Consider the following 22,740-nt stretch of genomic DNA (forward strand, 5'->3'; position numbering starts at 1 on the left):
TGGTTGAAATCGATGGGTGTCCTATGCACCCTTTTATTTATCACAAAGGTAGGAGCGCAGACCAGCTCCTCCACCTACAGTGCCTTGGGCATCGGGGAATTCAACTACTCCGGCCTCACCCAAAACCAAGGCATGGGCGGCATGGGCATCAGCTACGGTACCGGCTGGCAAGCCAACAACGTGAACCCCGCCATCACCACCAAGAACACTATCTTCAACTTTCAGGCTGCCCTGAACTACAAGAGCATCAACGTGGACAACGGGACGGAAGCCTCCAAGGTGGACGGTGGAGGTCTCTCCTACATCGCCATCTCCCTGCCGATCAAGTCCGGCAAGTTCACCTCAGGCCTGGGACTGGGGCAGATCACCAGCGTCAACTATCGCCTGAGGGTCGAAAGCCAGGTGACCAACTCCGACTTCACCGCCAACAATTTTCTGCGTGGTGACGGGGGGATCTCTGAGGCCTACGTCAACTTTGGCTACCTCCTGGCCAAAAACCTGAGCATAGGTTTTCACGGTTCTTACCTCTTTGGCTCCACCATCCGGTCTAACCAGCTGATCGTGACCAACGAAAACGGCGTGACCGTCGGCAGCCCATCGGAATACTACGAGCGACTGACCGTGTCCGACGTGGGATTCAAAGTGGGGGGACACTACCAGCTCAAGGTTTCTGAGAAGGGAAATCTGCATTTCGGTGCCATTTATCAGAAATTAGGGGACGTTAATGGAACTGGATTTGCAAAACTTGCCGCGATTGGCCAAGCTAGCGACCCGGATACGGACGGAGACCTGATCGCCAACGACGTGAAGGGAAGCATTTATATCCCCAATCGCTATGGATTCGGAGTGACGTATGAGAAAATGAATAAATTTGCGCTCGCTCTTGAAGGTCAGTTTCAGGATTTTGCGCAATACCAAAACTTCTTTGGCGAAGAGCTGGATCTCCAAGAAACCAAAAAAGTGGCTTTGGGATTTCAGATAGTGCCAAACTATCTGTCCTTTGACAATCTGCTGATGAGGGCGACCTACCGGGTGGGGCTGGAGTGGATGCAGACACCCTACTACCTCAACCAGACCAACATCGACGACATCGGCCTTACGCTGGGTGCGTCGATTCCGGTCAACCAGCTGTCATTGGTCAACTTGGCCTTCAAAGCCGGTCGCCGCGGAACCTTGGACAACGGGCTCATTCGAGAAAACTATGTTAACTTTACCCTAGGCTTCTCCCTGAATGACAACAGCTGGTTCTACAAAAGAGTATTCGAATAACAAAAATTAAGAAATCGCAGAAAAGCGAGGCCCAAATCTTGCATTGACAAAACTAGATCAAACCAAATATCGAAATAAACCTTACTGAATATGAAAATCAAATCAACACTTCTGGGATTGGGGGCATTGCTACTTTCCGGGTTGGTTCAGGCGCAGGATGGCTGGAATTGGCCAGCTGACCCTGCACAGGAAGCAAAGGCGAGAGAGCTCAACGCCGCCTACGTGGACTACATGAAGTCCGAGCAATTTGTGGAGGCTACCAAGCCTTTGAACTGGCTTTTGGTGAATACCCCCGAGCTTAACGAATCGATCTATATCAATGGCGTGACCGTCTATAAAGGTGCCGCGGATAAGACCACAGACGAAGCGAAAAAAGGAGTGTATCAGGATAGCGTGATGTCTGTCTATGTGAAGAGAGGTGAGCTATACGACAACGAAGCGAAATGGATCGAAAACAAGGCCTATTACGGATACCTGTTTTACAAGTCCGACAAGGACAAGATTCCTGGAGCCATCGAAGATTTCGAAAAAGCCATCGAGATGAACGGAAACATCAACCATCAGCTGGTGGGAGCTTATTTCGACCTCATCTACAGAAACAACGCCTACAACAAAGCCTACACGGGTGAGCAGGTATTGGCGAAATACGAAATGGCAAATGGGCTTTTGAACAAATCAGAAGCAGAAGGTAAGGATGTCACTAGCTCAAGAAATCTCCTGGAGCAGGTTTTGGTCAACATGGAGCTGATCGATTGCGATTTCATCGAAAACACCATGGGGCCTAAGCTGGCGGCAGATCCGACCAACGAAGAATTGGCAAACCAGATCTTCAAGTATTCTGTACAGTACAAGTGCTTCTCTTCCAATTCCTTCCTGAGCGCATTGGAACTGATCGACTCCAAAAAGCCTACTTTCGCTACCTCCCAGGTGAGAGCGATGCGCTACATGGCTTCCGGGGACTTCGACAAAGCCCAGCCGGTGTTGGAGAAGGCCTTGACGCTTGCAGAAAACAACAAGCAAAAAGGTGAAATCCACATGGAACTGGCCAAGGTGCATGCTCAAGCTGGCAGAAAGTCCCAAGCTAGAACTTCTGCGAAAGAAGCTGCTGCTATGGACGCTGAGTTGACTGCATCTGCCTATGGCTTGATCGGCGACTTGTACATGTCTGCGTTCAACGACTGCAAAAGCGGAGAGAGCCGAGCAAAAGATTACTCCATCTTTATCGCTGCCTATGGTGCATATCAGAAAGCGGGCGATTCCAAAGGAATGGGCAACGCGAGAGCGAGATTCCCATCCAAGGAAGAGCTTTTTACCGAAGGCCTTCAGGTGGGCTCCTCCATCAGCACAGGGTGCTGGGTTGGGGAGACTGTGACCCTGGCGACCAGAGACTAATTTGAGCCCCTATAGAAGAAAGGCAGTCGGTAAGGCTGCCTTTTTTCGTTGGGCTGATTTAGGAGGATTCGCTTATCTTTGACCCCAATGAAGAGTAGGTTTTTGTATGTTTTGCTTCTGGTCCTCCCCTTTTTCGGCGCCTGCAGGGAGAGTGTGGACCCCAGTGAGCTGAAGGTTTACGACGGGCCGATCAATTCGGCGACCAACATCTTTATGGTACACAGCGACTCTGCGGTAGTGCGGACGGAAATCCGGGCGGCCAAGCAGCTGGAGTTTCAAAACGGCAACCAGGAGTTCCCAGAGGGGATAGACATCAAGTTTTACACGGTGGACGGGGAGCTGGAGACCACGATGGTGGCGGACCGGGGCTATTTTATGAAAAACGAAAACCTCTACCGGGGTGAGGGCAACGTGCAGATCAAAAATCTGATCAAAGACCAGAGCCTGAAGTCCGAGGAGATATTCTGGAACCAGGCGCAAAAGAAGATCTACACCGAGAAGTTTGTGACGATCCAGGACAAGGGGACGCTGTTCAGCGGCACAGGCCTGGAGTCTGACGACAGCTTTTCCGACTACAAACTCAAATCACCAAAGGGACAGACCGAGCTGCCCGGCGAAGGAATATGAAACTAGGAGATGTGCTGATTCTTTCCTTGGCTTTGGCCTTGGTCATCATAGGTATCCACCAGAGCCTCACTGCAGGGATAGGGGCATCCTATCCGATCTTTATGTTTGCGGTGGGACTGCTGTTTTGGTTTCAGCTGAGACGAAACAAGGCCGCCCAGCCTGAGGAAAAAGACGAGGCTCCGCAAAAGCCAAGGAGGAAAAAGAAAAACTGAACATGGAGACGACCTATCTTTTTTACGTCATCGTAACCCTGGTTTTTTCGGCGTTTTTCTCCGGAATGGAGATCGCCTACATCTCTGCCAACAAGCTCCAGATTGAACTGCAAAACAAACAGGGACAGCTCAGCGGCAGGATTTTGAGCCAGTTTGTCCAGAAGCCGGGGCAGTTTATCGGCACTACCCTCATCGGCAATACCATCATGCTCGTGCTCTACGGTACCTTCATGGCCTTTTTGCTGGAAAAGCCCCTGGAGAATATCCTTCCCGAGCCTTTCAACAACGATGCGGTGATCTTGGTAACCCAGACTGTGCTCTCTACGATCATCGTCCTCATCACCGGCGAGTTCCTGCCCAAAAGCTTTTTCATGCTGAATCCCAACAGCATGATGACTTTTTTCGCCCTGCCTTTTTTTGCGATCTACTACCTCATGTATCCCATTGTTTGGCTGATCGTTGGGCTGTCCAAGCTGTTTATCACCAAGGTGCTCCGGCTGGAATACAACGAGGAAAAGCCGGCTTTCACGATCACGGATCTCAATTCCTTCATCAAGGAGCATTTTCGCCAGGCCAGCTCCAGCAACAAAAAGATGGAGATCGATTCGAAGATTTTTGACAACGCGATCGAGTTTAAGTCCGTGCGGATCCGGGAGTGCATGATCCCCCGTACCGACATCGTCGCGGTAGAGGTGGACGACACCATTGAGGATATCAGGACGGTCTTTGAGGAGAGCGGGCACTCCAAGGTGATCGTGTATCGCGAGACCATCGACGAGGTGATCGGCTATTGCCACCAGCTGGAGCTGTTCAAGAAGCCCAAAACCATCGGCGAGATCCTGACACCGATCATCATCGCCCCCGAGTCCGCGCTGGCCAATGAGCTCCTGATCCAGTTTATCCAGGAGAGAAAAAGCCTGGCCTTGGTGGTGGACGAGTTTGGCGGCACGAGCGGGATCGTGTCCATGGAGGATATCATAGAGGAGATTTTTGGGGAGATCGACGATGAGTACGACCAGGACGACCTGATCGAGCAAAAGGTGGATGCGGACGAATACCTCCTCAGTGCGAGGCACGAGATCGACTACCTCAACGACAAGTACGGCTGGGATCTGCCTTGTGGGGACTTTGAGACCCTGTCTGGGCTGATCCTCTCGCTGACCGAGAATCTGCCGAGCAAGGGGGAAAACGTGACTTTTGGCAAATATACCTTCACCGTGGTGACCAAGCAGGCGCACCGCATCGAAACTGTCCGGCTGAAAATCAGCGAATCAGGGAATTTCTAGTCCAGACTTTGTTCTTGGGGAAATTTTGAATTTCGCCACCAATGCTATTATTTTGCGACACTTCTAAAAAAGCGTAGTATCAATAATGGCGTTAATTAAGCAAATAAGACAGCGGACAGGTCTCGCAATCGGTGTAATCGCCGGCGGGTTGATTTTATTCCTTCTCGGCGGGGACCTTTTGAGTCCAAATTCCTCCCTTCTCAATTCCAACAAAAACATCGTGGGTGAGATCGCAGGTGAGGAAATCACGCTGGAAGAATATTCCATGAGAGTGGAGGAGTTCAAGTCCATGTTTCAGCAGCGGACCGGCCGCGTGCCTTCCGAGGCCGAGATGGTGTCTGTGAGAGAACAGGCTTGGCAGGCGATGATCGTCGAGCAGGTTTTTGACGAAGAGTACGAGAAGCTCGGACTTACCGTCTCCAGCGCTGAGCTGGTGGATATGGTGCAGGGCAAAAACATCGTGCCTGAGCTCAGAGCCCAGCTGGTGAATCCGCAGACTGGACAGTTTGACAAAAACCAACTGATCACTTTCCTCCAGACCCTGGAAACTGCCGATCCTGCACAGCAGGCCGCTTGGGCGCAGCAGGAGAAGCTTTTTGCGCAGTCCAGACTCCGCATCAAATACGACAACCTCCTGGCTACCTCCGAGTATGCAACTACTGCCGAGGCTAAGATGGAGTACAAAGCCGCCAATACCATCGCGGACGCCTCTGTCCTTTTTGTTCCCTACTACGTGATCCCTGACGGTGACGTCAAGGTGGAAGAAAGTGAACTGACCGCCTATCTGAACAAAAACAAGGAGAAATACAAAGTCGGCAACACCGCCAATCTGGAATACGTGTCGTTCAGCATCTTGCCAAGCGGCCAAGACTCTGCTACCGTGATCTCCAGAATCAACGAGCTGACCGAGGAACTCAGGACTTCCGAAAACGACTCTGCTTTGGTGAGCCGCAACTCCGAGGTTCAAAATCCATTTGTGACCTACAGACCGGGTGACCAGCTTCCCGCTAGCCTCACTGGCAATGCCGGCGAGATCGTAGAGGGACAGACTTATGGCCCTTATGTCACCGTCAACTCCACCTACGTCACCTACAAAGTCTCTGACCAGTACGAAGGCACTCCTCGAATGAGAGCTTCCCACATCCTCTTCAGCACCGAAGGAATGGATGAGACTGGCAAGGCTTCCGTGAAAGCCCAGGCAGAGACAGTCTTGGCGGACATCAAAGCCAACGGCAACTTTGCCATGGCGGCAAGACAGTACGGACAGGACGGTACCGCGCAGAATGGCGGCGACCTGGGCTGGTTTGCCAAGGAAGACTTCGTGGAGCCATTTGCCAATGCTACCTATGCGGCAAAATCTACCGGCTTGCTGCCAGGATTGGTGGAGACCGACTACGGCTATCACATCATCGAAGTGACCGAGCTTCCCAAGTCTACCTACACCAAGCTCGCTACGCTAGAGCTGGAGCTGGTGGCTTCTGACGCTACCCGCAACGAGGCCTTCAGAAATGCCGATTCCTTTGCCGCCGAGAGCGGAAACAGAAACGAGTTTACCGAGAATGCGACCGACAACGGCTACAGAATCCTGCAGGCCAACAACGTGGACGCGACTTCCCGAAACCTGAACAACCTGCAAAATGCCCGCGAGGTGATCATCTGGGCCTTCAGCGAGGCATCCCAAGGAGAGGTGTCCGAGGTATATGAACTGAACAACTCCTACGTGGTGGCTACTTTGGTCAGCAAGAAGGAAGAAGGCGAAGCCAAGCTGGACGATGTCAGAGAGCAGGTAGAGCAGCAGGTTCGCAACGACAAGAAAGCCGCCATGATCGCTGAAAAGCTGGCTGGTAAGACTACGCTGGAAGAGATGAAGGCGGTATTTACCGACGCGGCTATCAACGAGATTCCGGACCTGAAGCTGAACTCTTCCGTGATCGCCGGAATCGGCTTTGCACCAAAAGCGATCGGATCCATCTTCGGACTGGGCGCTTCTGGGCAGATCACCAAGCCTATCCAGGAAGATATTGGCGTAGTGGTCGGAAGACTCAACACCCTGACCCCAGCGGCCGAGGTGGGAGACTATACCGCTTACCAGTCCCAGCTGACTATGGCCGGTGGCCAAAGAATGACCTACACCATCATGATGGCGCTTCAGGATCTGGCTGACGTGAAGGACTTCAGATACAAGTACTATTAATCCAAAACCTTTTGGACCAGAGAAACCCATGTCTAAGGCATGGGTTTTTTTGGTTTAAACTCTGGGGAGAAAGGAGTAAGTTTACCTGATGGAAAAGAAGTTTGACAAAGCTGCGTTTAAAGAGAAGCTGGAGGCTGTCGGACAGTTTCCCATGCTCTACATGTTCAAGTTTATAGTGCCGATGGGCCGGGAAAACGAGGTAGGCGTGCTTTTTCCCAAAAACGAGATGGTTCTCAAGCCAAGTTCCGGCGGGAAATACGTCAGTACCACGATCCAGGCCATGATGGACAGTGCCGATCAGATCATCGATATCTATGAGAAGGCGGCTGAGATCGAAGGAGTGATCTCTATGTAGGCGAGTCGATCCGCAATCACGCCGGTGGAGCGACTTCCGATCAGACGGAGCGGAACAGCAAAGGCGAAAAGCCGAAGGGACATCAAACAAGAGTTTGCCATTGCTTCGAATAGACTTGCTCAGCTACCGGCGCAAAAGCGAATATGATCTAAACCCAACAAACTATGTGGAAGGAAGAAAACAACCGACTGAAAAAGACTTTTGAATTTTCCGATTTTCAGGAAGCCTTTGCCTTTATGACCCGGGTGGCCTTTTTGGCGGAAAAACAAAACCACCATCCCAACTGGTCGAACGTGTACAACACCGTGGAGATCGAACTGAATACCCACGATGCGGGCGATATCGTGACCGAGAAGGACCATAAGCTGGCCCAGGCAATCGACAAAATCCTCCAATGAGCGAAACCCGCGTCAGCCTTTTTCTGGTACCCACGCCTATCGGCAATCTGAAGGACATCACCCTCCGTGCGGTGGAGGTGCTCAAGACCGTGGACGTCATCCTCGCCGAGGATACCCGCACGAGCGGCACACTGCTGAAGCACCTGGAGATCACACGTCCGCTCCAGAGCTATCATATTTTCAATGAGCACAAAGCGGTGGAGAAGCTCGTCGAGCGCATGCACAAAGGCGAAGCTTTTGCCCTCGTGAGCGATGCGGGAACGCCGGCCATCTCGGATCCCGGGTTTTTGCTAGTCAGGGAAGTGATCGCCGCCGGGCTGGAGGTGCAGTGCCTGCCTGGCCCCACGGCTTTTGTACCCGCCCTGGTCAATAGCGGCCTGCCCAATGACCGCTTCGTTTTTGAGGGGTTTTTGCCGCACAAAAAGGGCCGGAAGACCCGTATCGACGCGCTGGCAGAGGAGACCCGAACCATCCTTTTCTACGAGTCCCCCCACCGCCTGATCAAGACCTTGGAGCAGTTGGCCGAAGTCTTTGGCGCGGATCGGCAGGCTTGCGTATCCAGGGAATTGACCAAGCTGCACGAGGAGAATGTGCGAGGTACCCTGACAGAGCTGATCGAGTACTACGAGACCAATCCGCTCAAGGGCGAGATCGTCCTGGTAGTCGCCGGCAAGCCCGAAAAGCGGGAGACTCGCGAAGAAAGGCAGGCTTTGAAAAAACAAAAGTGGAACTCTGGGGATTAAAAACGATTTTGCTTTCCCGATCTTCAGTTTTAGATTTTTATTAACCATTAACCATTAACCATTAACCATTAACCATTAACCATTAACCATTAACCATTAACCATTAACCATTTCATGCTTTCGACAGAACAACTCAGTACGGTCTTGGAGGCGACCCAGGAAGTCGCAAAAAGAGTAGGCGCGTTTATCCGCAAGGAAAGACAGCATTTTGATGTCGGGAGAGTGGAGCACAAGGGGTTCAATGATCTGGTTTCCTATGTGGACAAGGAGGCGGAGCGCCAGATCGTGGATAGTCTGAGCCAGATTTTGCCGGAGGCGGGCTTCATCACTGAGGAGGGCACCCGCTCGACCAAGGGCGAGGTGTACAACTGGGTGATCGATCCCTTGGATGGCACGACCAATTTTGTCCATGGAATCCCGGTTTTTGCCGTGAGCATCGCCCTGATGGAAAAGGACGAACTCGTCCTTGGGGTCGTCTATGAGGTCAACCGCCACGAATGTTTTTATGCGAAGAAAGGCGGTGGGGCTTTTTGCAACGATACCAGGATCAAGGTAAGCGCGGCGCCCGATCTGTCCGCTTCGCTGGTTTCCACCGGTTTTCCCTACTACAACTTTGACCTGATCGACCGCTACCTCAATTCGATGAAGATGCTCATGCAGAAGACGCATGGCCTACGGAGGATGGGTTCTGCGGCAGTGGATCTCTGCTATGTGGCCTCTGGGCGTACCGAGGGATTTTTTGAATACAACCTCAATTCCTATGACGTCGCCGCCGGAGCCTTGATCGTGCTGGAGGCGGGCGGTGCAGTCACCGATTTTGCGGGGGGCAATGACTTTGTCTTCGGGCGAAGAATCGTCGCCAGCAACGGAAAAATCCACGGGGACTTCCTGTCGATCTTGGACGAGTTTTGGAAGTAATCAGCCCAAGAGGTAATACCACACGACCAGACTCCCCGCCGAGATGGGCATTCCCAGCCCAGACAGCAGGGAGGCCAGTTTTGGATTAAGACCAAACTGCATGGCGACGATTGAGCCGGTGATCATTGGAGCCATGCCGCTTTCCAGCACGGTCACTTTGAGATCCAGTGAGTCGGCAGGGAGCCAGTTTCTATAGATCAGCCACACCACCGCCGGAGCCAGGATGAGCCGGTAGCCCAGACCGTACCAAAAAAAACGGGAAGCCAGGGAGTCCATGTCCACCGAAAACTTCAATCCTATGGCCAGCAAGGCCATCGGCGGCATGGTCTTGCCGACCAGCTGTAGCAGGGGAATGAGAAACTCGGGAGTCTTCAGCTCGAAGAGGCTCATGAGCAGCGTGCCGACCAAAAAGCCGAAGGGAGGGAATTTGAGGATCTTCATCGGCACCTTGGCCAGGCTCTCGCTGTGGTTGCCGTAGAGGGATCCCACCAGGATGGAGAGTGAGGAGACGATCAGGAAAGACCCGCCTTGGTCGATCAGCAGCGCGGTGGGCAAGCCTGCCTTGCCATAGAGCCCTTCGATCACGGGAAATCCCAGAAAAGACGTATTGGCCAAGCCGGAGACGATGATCAGGCAGCCGGTGGTGTTTTTGCCCCAGTCGAATTTTTTGCCCAGCCATCCGAATAGCAGCCAAGAAAGCAGGAAAGTCAGCCAGGCCGATGAGATCGGGATCAGCAGTCCCCAAGTCGGCTTGATCTCCGGGATGTAGAGAAGGGCAAGGGCCGGAAGGACGATCTGGATCAGGTAAGCCTGCACCCATTTTGTCAGCCTTGCGATCGGGAAGCCGGGGATTTTCTGAAAGATCAGGCCCAAAAAAAGAAAGCAGGTGGCGATGATGGCTCCGGTCATTCCCGAATATGTTCAAACTTATTTTTAGATAACATAAATATAATTTCGCGGCCTTGTATGGCTTTGAATATCAGGATACTTTTGTGCAGAACCAAGGATTTTCCCATGACGAAACTGATACCGATTTCTATTGAGGGTAAAAAATGGATCCAACTTTCACAGCTCTCGTTGGACCAAGCCCGCTCGCTCAAGTCCTATTTGCCGTTTGTGAGCCTGAAGAAAATATTTTTCCAAGGGATAGAGCTCAGCGATTGCCTGGACTTTGACACCTACGAGTACTGGTTCAAAAGCCAGCAGATCCCCAGCCAGGCTGAGGCGATGCTGGATTTTTAGTCCAGCCCAAAGCTCTTTCTTTTCTCCGCAAAATAGTCCGTCAGCTCCGGGTAAAACTCGCTCTCGGCCTGCGGTATGCCGTCCAGCACCAATTCGATATTTCCCTCCAGACTGTCTTGGTTGACCTGCATCCCCTCGATCAGGTACACGAGGTCTTCGAAAGACAGCGGCTCCCACGCGCTGCCGGGATAGAGCAGGTACTCGTTGCCATAGAAGTCCACGGCCTCAAACTGGATCTTGCCCTCGATCTGGTGCGCATAGATACTGATCTGCTCTCCCCAGGTGCTTTCGGGGAAATGCAGGCGCACCAAAAGTGCGGAAGTGGCCTCCCCGGCAAAATAGCTTTCCGGCTGAAACTTGAAGTCGGGCATAGTCCAAAGTTAGGAAGTGCCGGGTCGATTCGCAGCAATCCTTTGTTTTTTTGGAGAGAAAGGAGCCCTTGATCCGTTTTTTGGCGGAAGTGAGACGAAGGCCTGCCCTGTTTTGGCAAAAAAGAGTTGCGGTTGGGCCTAGAGGCGAGCTTCTTTTCCTCTCTCCCAAAAGCAGGGGAGGCAGGTCTTGGCAAGTTTGACCGGCAAGCCCATTTCCTGCACTTTTTCACATTGGATAATAAGGACTTTAAGGCTATTTTTGGGCTCGTTTTCAAAACGGCCGGAATTGCTCCGGGAATATTTCTTTGCTTTCAAACCCCTGATCATGAAAAGAGATTCGCTTGTTTTCGACCTAATCGCCAAAGAAGAAGACAGACAAAAGAGAGGCATCGAGCTGATCGCTTCCGAAAACTTCACTAGCAAGCAAGTGATGGAGGCTGCAGGCAGCGTCCTGACCAACAAATACGCTGAGGGTCTCCCCGGCAAGCGCTATTACGGAGGCTGCGAGGTGGTGGACGATATCGAGCAAATCGCCATCGATCGTGCCAAGGAGCTTTTTGGCGCCACTTGGGCCAACGTGCAGCCGCACTCCGGTGCGCAGGCCAATGCCGCGGTGATGCTGGCTTGCCTGAAGGCCGGCGACCCCATCCTGGGTTTTGACCTTTCCCACGGTGGACACCTCACCCACGGGTCTCCGGTAAACTTCTCCGGTAAGCTTTACCAGCCGCATTTCTACGGCGTGGAAGAGGAGACTGGCATGATCGACTACGACAAGGTGGAAGAGAAAGCGTTGGAAGTGAAGCCCAAGATGATCATCTGCGGAGCCTCTGCCTACTCCAGAGACTGGGACTACGAAAGACTGAGAGAGATCGCCGACGAAGTAGGCGCAATCTTGTTGGCCGACATTTCCCACCCATCCGGACTGATTGCCCGAGGATTGCTGAACGATCCGCTGGAGCATTGCCATATCGTGACCACCACCACGCACAAGACCTTGAGAGGTCCAAGAGGTGGCTTGATCGTGATGAGAGAAGACTTTGACAACCCTTGGGGCTTGACCACTCCAAAAGGCGAGGTCAGAAAAATGTCCTCCCTGCTCGATATGGGCGTATTCCCAGGCACCCAAGGTGGACCTTTGGAGCACATCATCGCCGCTAAGGCAGTAGCTTTCGAAGAAGCCCTCTCCGACGAATACATGGAATATGTGCTTCAGGTGAAAAAGAATGCATCCATAATGGCAGAAGAGTTCGTAAGTCGTGGATACCAGATTATCTCTGGAGGCACTGACAACCACCTGATGCTGATCGACCTGAGAAACAAAGAGCTGACCGGAAAGCTTGCCGAAGAAACCCTCGGAAAAGTGGACATCACCATCAACAAAAACATGGTGCCTTTCGATACCAAGTCGCCTTTTGTGACTTCCGGTATGCGCGTGGGTACCGCAGCCGTCACCACCCGTGGTCTGAAGGAAGATGATATGAAAAAGATCGTCGCCCTGATCGACCGCGCCCTGACGCACCATTCCGACGAGGCTGAGCTCGCCAAGATCAAGGCCGAGGTCAACGAATGGATGGTTCAATTTCCTTTGTACTAATTACTGATTTCCCAAAGTGGCCCTAGACCAATATCAAGACGAGGAAGAAGAAGAGGGAATGTCGTTTTTGGACCATTTGGAGGCCTTGCGCTTCCACTTGCTCCGATCCATTGCGGCGATCCTGATCCTGTCCGTCATCGCCTTCCTGGCTAAAAGTATCGTATTCGGCGAGATCATTCTCGGCCCGTCCAAGGTGGACTTCTTCACTTACCGCATGCTGTGCAAGCTGGGTAACTCGATGGGGATATCCGCCCTCTGCATCGACGAGCTGCCCTTTACGATCCAGAGCCGGCAGATGACCGGGCAGTTTACCATGCACATGACCTCCAGTATCGTGGTGGGCTTCATCGCGGCTTTCCCTTACGTTTTCTGGGAAATCTGGAGATTCATCAGCCCGGGGCTGTATGACAAGGAGAAAAATGCCGCCCAAGGCGCCGTGGCATTCGTGAGCTTGCTGTTTCTTTTGGGAGCGGCGTTTGGCTACTATGTGCTGTCTCCACTGTCGATCAACTTCCTGGCAAACTACCAGCTGGATCCCTCGATCCTCAACGAGTTTGACATCACCTCCTATGTGACCACGCTGACCATGCTGGTGCTCGCCTCTGCGATCATGTTCCAGCTGCCGGTGGTCGTGTACTTTCTGTCCATGTCTGGTCTGGTGACCTCCAAGATGCTGAAGGACTACAGAAGGCACTCCGTGGTGGTGATTTTGGTACTCTCTGCCATCATCACTCCGCCGGATGTGATCAGCCAGTTGTTGATCGCAATGCCTATCTTAGTGCTGTATGAAGTGGGGATCGGCATCGCCAAGCGACTGGAAAAGAAGCGTGCGCTGAAGCGGGCCGAGGAAGAGAAAGAAGACCAAAGAAGGGCAGAATTTGAAGACTGAGACTATGGCAAAGAAAATCGCAATCGGCGGAGATCACGCCGGGTTTGAATACAAAGGCAAGCTGATCGAGAAACTCGCGGGCCTTGGCTATGAGGTAAAGGATTTCGGTCCTTTTTCCACGGCTTCCGTTGACTATCCGGACTACGTCCATCCGCTGTGCAGCGCCATCGAAGCTGGCGAGTACGAGCTGGGTATCGTGATCTGCGGCAGCGGCAACGGGGTAGCCATCACGGCAAACAAACACCAAGGCATCCGTGCGGCGCTGTGCTGGAACGAGGACTTGGCAGCGCTGGCCCGCCAGCACAACAACGCCAACGTCATCGCCCTTCCCGCCCGCTTCATCTCCTATGAGGCAGCGGAGCGACTCACCGAGATCTTCCTGACCACAGACTTTGAAGGGGGAAGACACCAAAATCGGGTCAACAAGATAGCTTGCAGCTAAAAGCTACACATCCAAAGCCTCGGAGTTTTCCGGGGCTTTTTTTTTGCTAACTGATCCCGCTGTAACCTTTTTGGGAAGTGGGGCATCCTAGGGGAATATGCTTCGCAACATGAACTTGCCCCATTCCCACAGAGCTGCCTTGCTGGTAGCGATCTTCCTGACCCTACTCTTTTCCCAAGCTGCCTTTCCCCAATCGCTGGAGAACCGACTGGATTCGCTATTGGAAGGCACCTTCACAGACGAGGGGCCGGGCGCTGTGTTTTTGGTGGCCAAAGCCGGGGAGCCAGTATACCGGAAAGCCTTCGGCATGGCCAACTTGGAACTTCAAGTCCCGATGGATACGGAGATGGTCTTTGAAATCGGCTCGATGACCAAGCAGTTTACCGCCATGGCCGTGCTGCTGCTGGAGGAGCAGGGAAAGCTCAGCCTGGATGAGTCCATCACCAAGTACATTCCCGATTATCCCGTGCAGGGCAAAACCATCACGGTCCATCACCTGCTCACGCATACCTCGGGCATCAAAAGCTTTACCAGCATGAAGTCGCTTCGGACAATCGAGCGGCAGGATCTCTCATCGAGCGAGCTGCTTGATTTTTTCAAGGACGAGCCCATGGATTTTGATCCGGGAGCGCAATTCAAATACAACAATTCTGGCTATGTGATCCTCGGCTACCTTATCGAGCAGGTTTCCGGCCAGAGCTATGCGGATTTTGTCCAGACCCATATTTTCCAAAAGCTGGGGATGCACGCGTCCCGATACGCCAGCCATTCAGAGCTCATTCCCCACCGGGCCTATGGCTATCATCAAAAGGAAGAGTATGTCAACAAAACCTTCGTCAGTACCAGTCTTCCCTATGCCTCGGGATCGCTGATGTCCACGGTCGACGACATGCTGCGGTGGAATGGGGCGCTGCACAGCGACCAGCTGATTTCGGCCGAGGGCAGGGCCAAGCTTTTTCAAAACTACGCGCTGGATACCGGGGAAAACATCGACTATGGCTACGGCTGGCATATTTCGAAAGTCGGGAAGCAGCTGAGCTACGAGCATGGAGGAAGTATCTTTGGCTTCAAGTCCATGGGGGTTTACCTTCCGGAGGCGGACATCTACGTGGTTGGGTTGAGCAACTGTGACTGCAATTCTCCCACCGCGCTTGTCCGGCTGATGGCGGAACTTGCCTTGGAATATTGAGGCTAGGCTGCATTGAACAGTCCTTTTTTCAGGGAAATAGTGGGCTGCATGGGAATAGGGCGGCATGGCTTTTCCTGACTTTTATCAGGGTTTTAGCCAATGCATAGCTAGGAATTATGCCGTAAATTTTGCGGAGCAACCCACACACCCATGAATCCAAATCCCAGTCCTGCCCCCGCCTCCAACCAAGTAATCCACTACGCTTTGCAGTTGTTGGCCTTGGCCGTTTTGTTGGTTTGGTGTTTTAATATCCTGGAGCCCTTTCTGATCCCGCTGATTTGGGCGGCGGTCTTTGCCTCCTCTTTTTTCCCCATCCATGAAAAGCTCACTGGAAAATACGGATGGAAAAACGGGCTCTCGGCGACGGCCATCACCGTGGCGGCGCTCATGGTGATGATCGTGCCGGCGGTGTTTTTTATCATCGCGGGAGCTGGGGAGCTCAAGGAGCTGTTTCAAAATGTCCGGGACCATGAGCTGGAGATTCCCTCTCCCAATGAAAAAATCAAGGATTGGCCGCTGGTGGGCGAGCGACTGTTTGATTTTTGGGCGCATGCCTCCAGCAATCTTACCCTGACCCTGCAGGAGCACTCCGAACAGCTGAAGCCTATCCTGCTGCGGCTGGTGGGCCTTTTGAGAAATACGGCCTCCGGCATTCTCCTGCTGATGCTGTCGATCATCATCAGCGGGGTGATGCTGGCTTACGAAAAGGAAGAGAGCCACTTTGCCAGACGGCTGTTTGGAAAGCTCGGCGGTCGAGAGGGCGAGCAGCTGGCCGGAGTGGCCAAGCAGACCGTCCAAAACGTGGTGAAGGGCATCCTCGGGGTAGCGGCGATCCAGACTACGCTGGTCGGCATAGGCCTGGTCGTAGCGGGAATCCCCTTTGCGGGGCTTTGGATCATTCTTTCCCTCATCCTAGCGATCATACAGATCGGTATCCTTCCCATCTCCATCGGGGTGATCATCTACATCTGGAGTACGGACGGCGGAGCCATTGCCGTCGCGCTGACCATCTGGATGCTGCTCGTGGGCCTCATCGACAATGTGCTGAAGCCGATCTTCTTGGGAAAAGGGGCCTCCGTGCCAATGCTGGTGGTCTTTCTGGGGGCAATTGGGGGCTTTCTCTACTCTGGTTTTATCGGCTTGTTTACCGGTGCAATTGTGCTGACGGTAGGATACAAGTTTGGCGCTGCCTGGCTAAACTCCACCAAGTAGAAAAGCGTCGGCCAGCCTTTTTCTTGCCGAAAGCCCATGGGCGGCCGGATCGGCTGAGCCTGCCAAAGGCTATACAAGACAAAAGCCAGGACGAACATCCTGGCTTTTGTCTTAGTTCAGTTCCTTACGTTGCTTGGAATGGGACTTGAGTTCCTCGAGTTCCTGCTTCAGTTCCTCGAGGGCCTCGCTCACGGAGCTCTTTCCCTCGCTGATGGACTTTCTGATCTCATCCTTGCTCAGGCCTTCTTTTTCCAAATCCCGGATCAGTCTTTTGATCTCCCTGTCCAGCTTTTTGTCGTTGATCTTTTCCCCGTTGATGATCAGGTCATCGCTGGTGGTAATCTCGATCTTGATGCCATCCTTCTTTTTGGTGGTCTCGATGGAGCAGCCGTCGAGCGAAAACAATAGGCCCATCAGCAGTGCGGGGAGGAGGATCTTTTTCATAGCGGAAGGTTTTTGACGTGGACAAGTTAAGACCTTGATCGGATAGTTGCCCGTTTTTTCCTGATTTAGAGGCTTACACGGCCTTTGGCTACCTGGTCTGCCAAGATGATCGCATTGTAGAGGTTGGCGATTTTTCCGGTCTTGGAGATTTCGGAAAGGGCTTTTTCATCGCCTTCTATTCCGCCCACGTTTACCTTGATCTGTGGGGCGATGCCGGACTGCATGATGATCTGCTTCACCTGTGCCGCGGAAAGCTCGGGATAGTAAGATCGGATCATCGCAGCGATACCCGCCACCGCCGGAGCCGCCATGGACGTGCCTCCCTGAAACTCGTAGCCGTCATTGGGCATGGTGGAGTAGATTTTGTCCCCTGGTGCGAAGATGTCCACGTTTTTCTTTCCATAGTTGGAAAAAGAAGCGATCATGCCGGAGTCGAAGTTTGAGGTGAGTGCCCCGATGGTGATGACATTGTCGACAAATTCCGGCACCGTGTTTAGCTTGTTGTCATTTGGGAAATTCTTGTTTTCCGGATCGTCGAGGTCCTTCCCGTCGTTGCCGGCTGCCTGCACAAAGAGCACGTCTTTGGAGGCGGCGTATTCCAAGGCCTCGTAAACCCATTCTGCGTTTGGAGAGAAAGCTTTACCAAAGCTGGCGTTGATGACCTTGGCGCCGTTGTCCACCGCATAGCGGATGGCCAGGGCGACGTCTTTGTCGTATTCATCTCCGTCAGGCACGGTGCGGACGCTCATGATAGAGACGTTTTTGGCCACCCCATCTACGCCTTTCTTGTTGCCACGGGCGGCAGCGATGATGCCTGCCACGTGTGTGCCGTGGCTTTCCTCCGGGTCACGGATATCAGGATTGCCGTTGCCGTACTTTTGGTCGCTGTAGTCATAGGGGTCGTCTCCGACAGCGGTTCGGCCGTCAAAGTTGACATTGAGGTGGTATTCCAACTGGCCTTTGTAATAAGTGATGCCGTCGTTGAGGTCTTTGAGGGCCGTGGGTATATCCTGGCCCATGCCCATGACCTGCTTCAGTAGACCCACAAACTGCTCCTGCTGCGGGGATTTTGGCTGATATTTCTCCAGATCTGCCAGGGAGTAGTATTCTTTTCCCAGCTCTTTTTGGATGTTTTCGTGGGCCATTTTCACAAACTGCTCGATCTGCTCCAGCTGGGGGAGGGTTTCCTTGGCTTCGGGGAGCTCCTCTTGCAAAGCTGCCTGGGCTTCGGTTTGAAGGGCTTCATCGCCCAGCTTCAGGCGAATGATCCGGGCCAGTTCCATCTGCTCGTGGTAGGATTCGCCGAGGAAATTGTAGCCGTGCACATCGTCCACGTAGCCGTTGCCGTCGTTGTCGATGCCATCGCCGGGAGTCTCGCCTTTGTTGACCCAGAGGACGTCTTTGATGTCCTCATGGTCCAGGTCGATGCCCGAGTCTACCACCGCGACGATCACGGGCTGGCCTTTTTTCTTTTTCAAAAGCTCCTCGTAGGCACGATCCACGCTCATGCCGGGCACGGTGTCTTTGGCCAAATCCAGATGGCCCCAGTGCATTGCCTGGGAGTCGGAGAGCTCCGAGACTCTCGGGGAAGTATTGCCGTAGGAGATCGGGGGAGCGGTAATCACAGCGGAGGAGCTGCAACCCATGACCAGCAGTCCGAGACTCAGACTTGCCAGCGAATTGAAAAGGGATTTATTCATAGAGCCAAAATAACGATCAAATTAATACAAGAAGCCATTAATCCCTGTTAAAAATGGTGAAGTGCTTCTCACCTGATCCGGACCATGGGCTCCGCTTTCAGCAGCTCGACCGTGGAAGGTCCCACGCCGGGAGCTGCCTCCAGCTCGGCGTAGCTGCCGATCTGCGTTCCTTTTTCCGATTTTTTGTCCTCCCTGTAGTCGATGATGGCTTGGGCTTTGGTCGGCCCTACCCCTTTGATCCGTTGGATAGCCCTGACGTCGGCTGTATTGAGGTTGACCATGAAGTTTAGCCTGCCGGTACCGAATCCCGGAATGGAGGTTTTTGCGTGGGGCAGAGAGGCTGGAATGTCCCAGTTGCTGGGCTGAGAGGTGGCGGTGTCCCATTTGTTGTCTTTGTACTCCAGCTCTGTCAGGGAAAAATTGAGGTTTTCCGCCACGTAGGCATCGGGGTCGGAGTAGATGCCGGCGTCCAGGTTTTTTCCATATTCCACTTCCACTTCGTATTTGACCACTTTTCCCCCGTCGAGAATGTGCTGCTTTGCGAAGCGCTCAAACTTGGCGTTCATGTCGGAGTTGGTTTGCTTCGCAATGGGGGTAAGGTTCCAGGAGACGTTGCCGGGCCCGTGGAGCTTGTGGTTGAGCAGGTGCCCCTCCACGATGTAGTCGGGATAGTTGAGCTTCAGAAGTGCGCCCAGCCCGGTGGTGTAGGTGGGTTGGCTTCCCGCCAGCCCTCCGGGGTCTAGACTCAGGGGAGAGACGACGAGGTGTTTCCCCATTTCCATGCCCGCGCCGGTGACTTTGTCCTGTCGGGTGATGGTGGTACTGGGGATGGGTGGGCCTCCGATGGCGTTGAGGATGGCCACGATCTTTTCAAACTCCTCCATGATGATCTGGCCTTTTTCCACTCCCTGTCCTTCACGGTTTGCGTCGATCTTGGACGCGGAGGTCTGCAGCTCGGCGACCTTGTCGTCGGGAATGTCTTTTCCGTTCCAAGACTTGGCGGTGATGATCTGGTTGATGGTTTTGGGATCTCCGCTGGCGATGATGAGCTTGGCTTGAGGGCTGGAGTCTTCGAAATAGGCCTCGTGTCTCTCGCCGTTGGGAAGGGTGAAAGGCTTTCTGAATCCCAGCCATCCCATCACGGTATTGACCGCGCTGCGTCCGGCATTGAGTATCGCTCCGCCCACGGCCATCGCTTTGTCGATCAGCCAGTCTATGGCGGCGTTTACTTTTTCCCTCAATCCCCCGATCATCTCAGCGATGCGCGTGCCCAGGCCCCGCAGCCCCACTTGGTTTGCCAAGAATCCGATAGCCACTGGCACGGCCCGCGCCAGGGCTGCCTCCAGGAAGTTGGCCGCATCGGCGATGCTTCCCCGGGCGATGTTGGCCACGCCAGCGACGAAGGAATTGACGATTTCCAGCATCTCGCGCAGCTTTTCTATAAAAGACTGCACCGCACGGTAGAAGGCTATGAAGCTGTTGACCACGGCCATGATGCCAGTGGGATCGAGCATGGAAAGGAGTTTCACGGTCACCTGCTGCACGATGCGGGTCATGATCCAGTTTTGCACCTGCTCCAGCACCATTGTCCAGAGGTTGCTCAGCTGCTCCTGCACATACTCCCAGATGGCGATGGGGCCCCGCTCCCACACGTCCTTGATGAAGGTCCAGATGCCGGAAAGCGTGTCGATCGCCGCACGGATCTGCGCCACCCGCTCGGGGCCGATCTTGAGGGCCAGCCTTTCCCACACGTTGTCAATGGTCAATCCAAGCACATCGAGGACGAATCCGAGTATGGATTGGAAGCTCAGATCTGCCGGAGGACTGATGCCCGCAGAGGCGAGCTCTCCAAAGAGCCAGTCCCGCAGGCCTCCCAGGAGGTGGGTGACGATGTTGTCAAAAAACTGGACAAACCCCTGCTTGACTGCCGAAAGCAGGTTTTTGAGGAAGCCGATGGGGTCGCGCTTGATGTCCTCGAAGGCCGAGCGGGCGTTGGCGATGATCTGGTTTACCGTGTCGATAGGGAAATTCATCACCACCAGCAGCACCTCCACGATGATTCGGACGATGGTGACTACGAAAGCGAAAAGCCGCTGTATGGGCTCGGCCAAGGTCTGCACTATCCTCACAAAGGCATCCAGGGGATGAAACACATCGGCGATGCTGAAGCTGTTCCAGAGGTCGAGGAACAATCCCGTGATAAAGGCCCAGGTGAAATTCAGCGTAGCCACGGCCGCGTCTATCCTTGCCACGGTCTGCTCGATGGCCCCGGTCTCCTTCATCTGCTGAAACTGCTCCTCTCCGCCGGGCAGGAGCCCCATGAAGCCCCGGATGATGTTTTCCGTGCTGCGTGGTACTTCCTCTCCGGTGAAGGGGTCTTTGCCTAGGATCACCGTCACCAGATGGAATCCCTGCTGCTCCCTGGCGTAGGCCGATAGCTGCGCCAAAAGGGCGTTTTTGATGAATTCCAAGACCTTGATCGCCACATTGGCCGCGAAGGTGAAGACTCGGGTGGTGAAGGGGGTGAAAATGGCCACTGTCCTCTGAAAGGCCGCGACGGGGTTTCTCAGGTCTTCCAGGGAGAAGGCATTCCAGGCCTCCTCAAACAAGCCACGGACTTCCGCAAAGCTGAAGTTTAGGGCCGCCAGCTCCCCATCAATCCAGTCAGCGGTCTCTTGGATGGTGCCCTCCGCCTGCATGCGCTCCAGCTCCTGCTCCTTGCCGATCAGCAGGAGGAAAGCTTCGATTTTTTCCGCCGTGGTGGAGACGACTTCCTCGCCCGTCAGTGGATCATGGCCGAGCAGCTTGGTCAGGAGCGGGTAGCCGGGAAAGGCATCCGCCAGCGCTTTCAGGGCGGTCATCAGCGCCTCCTTGATCAGCTCAAAGACCTTGTCCTTCACCCTTCCGGCAAAGGTGACCACATCCCGGTACAGCTGTCCAAAGGTCCGGTCCAATACGGCCATATTTGCGTCCCAGCCCGACAGCAGACTCACCTCATCCCAAGCCTGCTCCAGGGTGCTCTCCAAGCGTTGGGTGGAGAGATTCAGCGCGGCCATCTCCGACTCCACCCAAGTCAGTGCGGATTCGATGATGCCCAGCTCGTTGAGCTTGTTGAAGAGCAGGGTGCCAAAGACCGGAATCAGGCCGAGAAGCCCGCCGATGAGATTGGTGGCGTTGCGCTCGACGGCCTCGCCCAGGAGGGGATTGTAGCCGATGATCACGCAGAGCAGGCTGTATCCGGGGATGTAGCTGGCAAACTCCGCCAGTCCTTCGCGTATCGCCCAGGGAAGGCGCTGGACTTGGGGCTGGGCGGAGGAGATCTGCGGATCGGGGGAGCGCTTCACCCCTGCGCCCTGCTGCACGGTGTGGGTCAGCTCATGGGCCAGGAGATGCTTGCCCTCGGCGGTTTCGGGCTGGTACTTTCCCTCGTTGAAGTAGATGTCGCTGCCATGGGTGAAAGCCTGTGCGCCCAGCGCGGAGCTCATGGACGCTGCTTGGGGCCCGGTATGTACCTTCACACCCGAAAAGTCCGCTCCTATCCGATGTCCCATGTCCTGCTGCACGGGAGGAGGCAAAGCCGTCCCCGAGCCGCTGCTCTGCTGGATTTGGGTGGAAAGCTGGGGGGATACGGCTCCTCCATTTTCCCCAAACAGCTGAAGTGAACCCCCTGTTTCGGTGCTGAGCTGTACTTCCTCCTCTTCCTCGCTCCGCTGCAGCCTTGGGTTTGGCTCCGCAAAAAGCTGTACTTCGGAGGCTTCTTCATCCACGCTGAGCTGGAGTTGTTCTTCTTCCTCCTCGCTCCTTTGGATCATGGAAATCCCCTCCGACAGGGGGTGCATCTGGATTTCCTCCTCTTCTGCGGGCAGCATTTGTAGCCCTCCGGCACTCGCCTGCATCAGGGGCACCGCCGGGGCTGGGGACATCATCACCCGGTCGGCGACAGACTCGGCTTCTTTTTCGTATTTGTCGTTTGGCTTGCCGACTTTGAGCGCAGGCTGGACCACAGCTGTCCCTGGCCGGGGCATCCGGGCTTTGGGCGGGGCGATCTTTTCTGCTGCGGCTCCCATACTTCGGTCTAGGCTTTGATCGGACTCATGACTTCACCAGGCTCCAGGGTCTTCATGCCGTGGCGTTCCTGTTCCACAGGGCTCATTTTTTCCTCCTTTTTCTTCGAATCGGCGGCTTTCTCCTTGTCCACCACCACTACGACGGGTTCGGTTTCTTCCTCCTGTTCGGGCTTTTTTCTGACTTTCTTCTTCATGG

The 22,740-nt window shown here is 54.0% G+C and carries 22 protein-coding genes; 16 read left to right on the forward strand and 6 right to left on the reverse strand.

Going from position 1 to position 22,740, the window contains the following annotated elements:
- Nucleotides 1-12: 12 nt before the first annotated feature.
- The 10 genes from bamG (at nt 13) to J0A68_RS02980 (ending at nt 9,394) form a co-directional block, all read left to right on the forward strand.
- Nucleotides 13-1,269, forward strand: a complete 1,257-nt coding sequence (gene bamG / locus J0A68_RS02935; RefSeq protein ID WP_317195086.1) for a BamG family beta-barrel-assembly machinery protein — start codon at nt 13-15, stop codon at nt 1,267-1,269.
- Between the two features lie 90 nt (nt 1,270-1,359).
- Nucleotides 1,360-2,661: a tetratricopeptide repeat protein gene (locus J0A68_RS02940; protein ID WP_206576686.1), complete on the forward strand. Its 1,302-nt coding sequence runs from the start codon at nt 1,360-1,362 to the stop codon at nt 2,659-2,661.
- Between the two features lie 87 nt (nt 2,662-2,748).
- Nucleotides 2,749-3,288: an LPS export ABC transporter periplasmic protein LptC gene (gene lptC, locus J0A68_RS02945; RefSeq protein WP_206576687.1), complete on the forward strand. Its 540-nt coding sequence runs from the start codon at nt 2,749-2,751 to the stop codon at nt 3,286-3,288.
- Nucleotides 3,285-3,500, forward strand: a complete 216-nt coding sequence (locus J0A68_RS02950) for a hypothetical protein (RefSeq protein WP_206576688.1) — start codon at nt 3,285-3,287, stop codon at nt 3,498-3,500. The genes lptC and J0A68_RS02950 overlap by 4 nt, the downstream gene beginning before the upstream one ends.
- 2 nt (nt 3,501-3,502) lie before the next feature.
- Nucleotides 3,503-4,786, forward strand: coding sequence for a hemolysin family protein (locus J0A68_RS02955; RefSeq protein ID WP_206576689.1), 1,284 nt, complete (start codon nt 3,503-3,505; stop codon nt 4,784-4,786).
- An 85-nt stretch (nt 4,787-4,871) separates the two neighbouring features.
- Complete coding sequence (locus J0A68_RS02960; RefSeq protein WP_206576690.1) at nt 4,872-6,980, forward strand: peptidylprolyl isomerase; 2,109 nt, start codon at nt 4,872-4,874, stop codon at nt 6,978-6,980.
- An 88-nt stretch (nt 6,981-7,068) separates the two neighbouring features.
- Nucleotides 7,069-7,335 carry a DUF493 family protein gene (locus J0A68_RS02965; protein ID WP_206576691.1) on the forward strand — a complete coding sequence of 89 codons (267 nt, stop codon included), beginning with the start codon at nt 7,069-7,071 and terminating at the stop codon, nt 7,333-7,335.
- Nucleotides 7,336-7,499: 164 nt separating this feature from the next.
- On the forward strand, nt 7,500-7,733 hold the full coding sequence (locus J0A68_RS02970; RefSeq protein ID WP_206576692.1) for a 4a-hydroxytetrahydrobiopterin dehydratase: 234 nt from the start codon (nt 7,500-7,502) through the stop codon (nt 7,731-7,733).
- Nucleotides 7,730-8,476: a 16S rRNA (cytidine(1402)-2'-O)-methyltransferase gene (gene rsmI, locus J0A68_RS02975; RefSeq protein WP_206576693.1), complete on the forward strand. Its 747-nt coding sequence runs from the start codon at nt 7,730-7,732 to the stop codon at nt 8,474-8,476. Before J0A68_RS02970 ends, rsmI begins: the two co-directional genes overlap by 4 nt.
- A 114-nt stretch (nt 8,477-8,590) precedes the next feature.
- Nucleotides 8,591-9,394 (forward strand): inositol monophosphatase family protein, encoded by an 804-nt coding sequence (locus J0A68_RS02980; RefSeq protein ID WP_206576694.1) that lies wholly within the window; start codon nt 8,591-8,593, stop codon nt 9,392-9,394.
- On the opposite strand, the gene J0A68_RS02985 is transcribed toward J0A68_RS02980, so the two are convergent.
- Nucleotides 9,395-10,303, reverse strand: a complete 909-nt coding sequence (locus tag J0A68_RS02985; protein ID WP_206576695.1) for an AEC family transporter — start codon at nt 10,301-10,303, stop codon at nt 9,395-9,397.
- A 105-nt stretch (nt 10,304-10,408) separates the two neighbouring features.
- Here J0A68_RS02985 and J0A68_RS02990 point away from each other — a divergent pair, with 105 nt between their 5' ends.
- Nucleotides 10,409-10,636 (forward strand): hypothetical protein, encoded by a 228-nt coding sequence (locus tag J0A68_RS02990; RefSeq protein WP_206576696.1) that lies wholly within the window; start codon nt 10,409-10,411, stop codon nt 10,634-10,636.
- Here the strand turns inward: J0A68_RS02990 and J0A68_RS02995 are convergent.
- Entirely contained in the window at nt 10,633-11,007 is a 375-nt protein-coding gene (locus J0A68_RS02995) for a UDP-glucuronosyltransferase (RefSeq protein ID WP_206576697.1), read from the reverse strand. The two genes, J0A68_RS02990 and J0A68_RS02995, sit on opposite strands and share 4 nt — an antisense overlap.
- Before the next feature lie 325 nt (nt 11,008-11,332).
- On the opposite strand from J0A68_RS02995, the gene glyA reads away from it, so the two are divergent.
- The 5 genes from glyA (at nt 11,333) to J0A68_RS03020 (ending at nt 16,333) form a co-directional block, all read left to right on the forward strand.
- Entirely contained in the window at nt 11,333-12,601 is a 1,269-nt protein-coding gene (gene glyA / locus J0A68_RS03000; protein WP_206576698.1) for a serine hydroxymethyltransferase, read from the forward strand.
- A gap of 16 nt (nt 12,602-12,617) precedes the next feature.
- A complete protein-coding gene (gene tatC / locus J0A68_RS03005) occupies nt 12,618-13,490 on the forward strand; it encodes a twin-arginine translocase subunit TatC (RefSeq protein WP_206576699.1) in 873 nt (290 codons plus the stop codon).
- A gap of 4 nt (nt 13,491-13,494) precedes the next feature.
- Nucleotides 13,495-13,932: a ribose 5-phosphate isomerase B gene (gene rpiB, locus J0A68_RS03010; protein ID WP_206576700.1), complete on the forward strand. Its 438-nt coding sequence runs from the start codon at nt 13,495-13,497 to the stop codon at nt 13,930-13,932.
- A gap of 97 nt (nt 13,933-14,029) precedes the next feature.
- Nucleotides 14,030-15,121 (forward strand): serine hydrolase domain-containing protein, encoded by a 1,092-nt coding sequence (locus J0A68_RS03015; RefSeq protein WP_206576701.1) that lies wholly within the window; start codon nt 14,030-14,032, stop codon nt 15,119-15,121.
- A 150-nt stretch (nt 15,122-15,271) separates the two neighbouring features.
- Nucleotides 15,272-16,333, forward strand: a complete 1,062-nt coding sequence (locus J0A68_RS03020) for an AI-2E family transporter (RefSeq protein ID WP_206576702.1) — start codon at nt 15,272-15,274, stop codon at nt 16,331-16,333.
- Between the two features lie 111 nt (nt 16,334-16,444).
- Here J0A68_RS03020 and J0A68_RS03025 read toward each other — a convergent pair whose 3' ends face one another.
- The 4 genes from J0A68_RS03025 to J0A68_RS03040 form a co-directional block, all read right to left on the reverse strand.
- Nucleotides 16,445-16,777 (reverse strand): hypothetical protein, encoded by a 333-nt coding sequence (locus J0A68_RS03025; RefSeq protein WP_206576703.1) that lies wholly within the window; start codon nt 16,775-16,777, stop codon nt 16,445-16,447.
- A 65-nt stretch (nt 16,778-16,842) separates the two neighbouring features.
- The gene (locus J0A68_RS03030) at nt 16,843-18,477 is read right to left on the reverse strand and encodes a S8 family peptidase (protein ID WP_206576704.1); all 1,635 of its coding nucleotides are present in this window, start codon (nt 18,475-18,477) and stop codon (nt 16,843-16,845) included.
- A gap of 68 nt (nt 18,478-18,545) precedes the next feature.
- Nucleotides 18,546-22,544 (reverse strand): eCIS core domain-containing protein, encoded by a 3,999-nt coding sequence (locus J0A68_RS22990; protein ID WP_206576705.1) that lies wholly within the window; start codon nt 22,542-22,544, stop codon nt 18,546-18,548.
- An 8-nt stretch (nt 22,545-22,552) separates the two neighbouring features.
- Nucleotides 22,553-22,738 carry a hypothetical protein gene (locus J0A68_RS03040; protein ID WP_206576706.1) on the reverse strand — a complete coding sequence of 62 codons (186 nt, stop codon included), beginning with the start codon at nt 22,736-22,738 and terminating at the stop codon, nt 22,553-22,555.
- Nucleotides 22,739-22,740 lie beyond the last annotated feature (2 nt).

It is taken from the genome of Algoriphagus oliviformis (assembly GCF_017254915.1).
Taxonomy (GTDB): Bacteria; Bacteroidota; Bacteroidia; order Cytophagales; family Cyclobacteriaceae; genus Algoriphagus; species Algoriphagus oliviformis.

Excerpts from the sequence above, each read along its gene's own strand:
- J0A68_RS02970 (WP_206576692.1), top strand. The coding sequence starts at position 7,500 with ATGTGGAAGGAAGAAAACAACCGACTGAAAAAGACTTTTGAATTTTCC.
- lptC (WP_206576687.1), top strand. The coding sequence starts at position 2,749 with ATGAAGAGTAGGTTTTTGTATGTTTTGCTTCTGGTCCTCCCCTTTTTC.
- rpiB (WP_206576700.1), top strand. The coding sequence starts at position 13,495 with ATGGCAAAGAAAATCGCAATCGGCGGAGATCACGCCGGGTTTGAATAC.
- J0A68_RS02960 (WP_206576690.1), top strand. The coding sequence starts at position 4,872 with ATGGCGTTAATTAAGCAAATAAGACAGCGGACAGGTCTCGCAATCGGT.
- J0A68_RS03020 (WP_206576702.1), top strand. The coding sequence starts at position 15,272 with ATGAATCCAAATCCCAGTCCTGCCCCCGCCTCCAACCAAGTAATCCAC.
- J0A68_RS02985 (WP_206576695.1), bottom strand. The coding sequence starts at position 10,303 with ATGACCGGAGCCATCATCGCCACCTGCTTTCTTTTTTTGGGCCTGATC.
- J0A68_RS02950 (WP_206576688.1), top strand. The coding sequence starts at position 3,285 with ATGAAACTAGGAGATGTGCTGATTCTTTCCTTGGCTTTGGCCTTGGTC.
- glyA (WP_206576698.1), top strand. The coding sequence starts at position 11,333 with ATGAAAAGAGATTCGCTTGTTTTCGACCTAATCGCCAAAGAAGAAGAC.
- J0A68_RS02990 (WP_206576696.1), top strand. The coding sequence starts at position 10,409 with ATGACGAAACTGATACCGATTTCTATTGAGGGTAAAAAATGGATCCAA.
- J0A68_RS03030 (WP_206576704.1), bottom strand. The coding sequence starts at position 18,477 with ATGAATAAATCCCTTTTCAATTCGCTGGCAAGTCTGAGTCTCGGACTG.
- J0A68_RS02995 (WP_206576697.1), bottom strand. The coding sequence starts at position 11,007 with ATGCCCGACTTCAAGTTTCAGCCGGAAAGCTATTTTGCCGGGGAGGCC.
- J0A68_RS03025 (WP_206576703.1), bottom strand. The coding sequence starts at position 16,777 with ATGAAAAAGATCCTCCTCCCCGCACTGCTGATGGGCCTATTGTTTTCG.
- J0A68_RS02980 (WP_206576694.1), top strand. The coding sequence starts at position 8,591 with ATGCTTTCGACAGAACAACTCAGTACGGTCTTGGAGGCGACCCAGGAA.
- J0A68_RS03015 (WP_206576701.1), top strand. The coding sequence starts at position 14,030 with ATGCTTCGCAACATGAACTTGCCCCATTCCCACAGAGCTGCCTTGCTG.
- J0A68_RS02940 (WP_206576686.1), top strand. The coding sequence starts at position 1,360 with ATGAAAATCAAATCAACACTTCTGGGATTGGGGGCATTGCTACTTTCC.
- J0A68_RS03040 (WP_206576706.1), bottom strand. The coding sequence starts at position 22,738 with ATGAAGAAGAAAGTCAGAAAAAAGCCCGAACAGGAGGAAGAAACCGAA.
- bamG (WP_317195086.1), top strand. The coding sequence starts at position 13 with ATGGGTGTCCTATGCACCCTTTTATTTATCACAAAGGTAGGAGCGCAG.
- rsmI (WP_206576693.1), top strand. The coding sequence starts at position 7,730 with ATGAGCGAAACCCGCGTCAGCCTTTTTCTGGTACCCACGCCTATCGGC.
- J0A68_RS02955 (WP_206576689.1), top strand. The coding sequence starts at position 3,503 with ATGGAGACGACCTATCTTTTTTACGTCATCGTAACCCTGGTTTTTTCG.
- J0A68_RS22990 (WP_206576705.1), bottom strand. The coding sequence starts at position 22,544 with ATGGGAGCCGCAGCAGAAAAGATCGCCCCGCCCAAAGCCCGGATGCCC.
- J0A68_RS02965 (WP_206576691.1), top strand. The coding sequence starts at position 7,069 with ATGGAAAAGAAGTTTGACAAAGCTGCGTTTAAAGAGAAGCTGGAGGCT.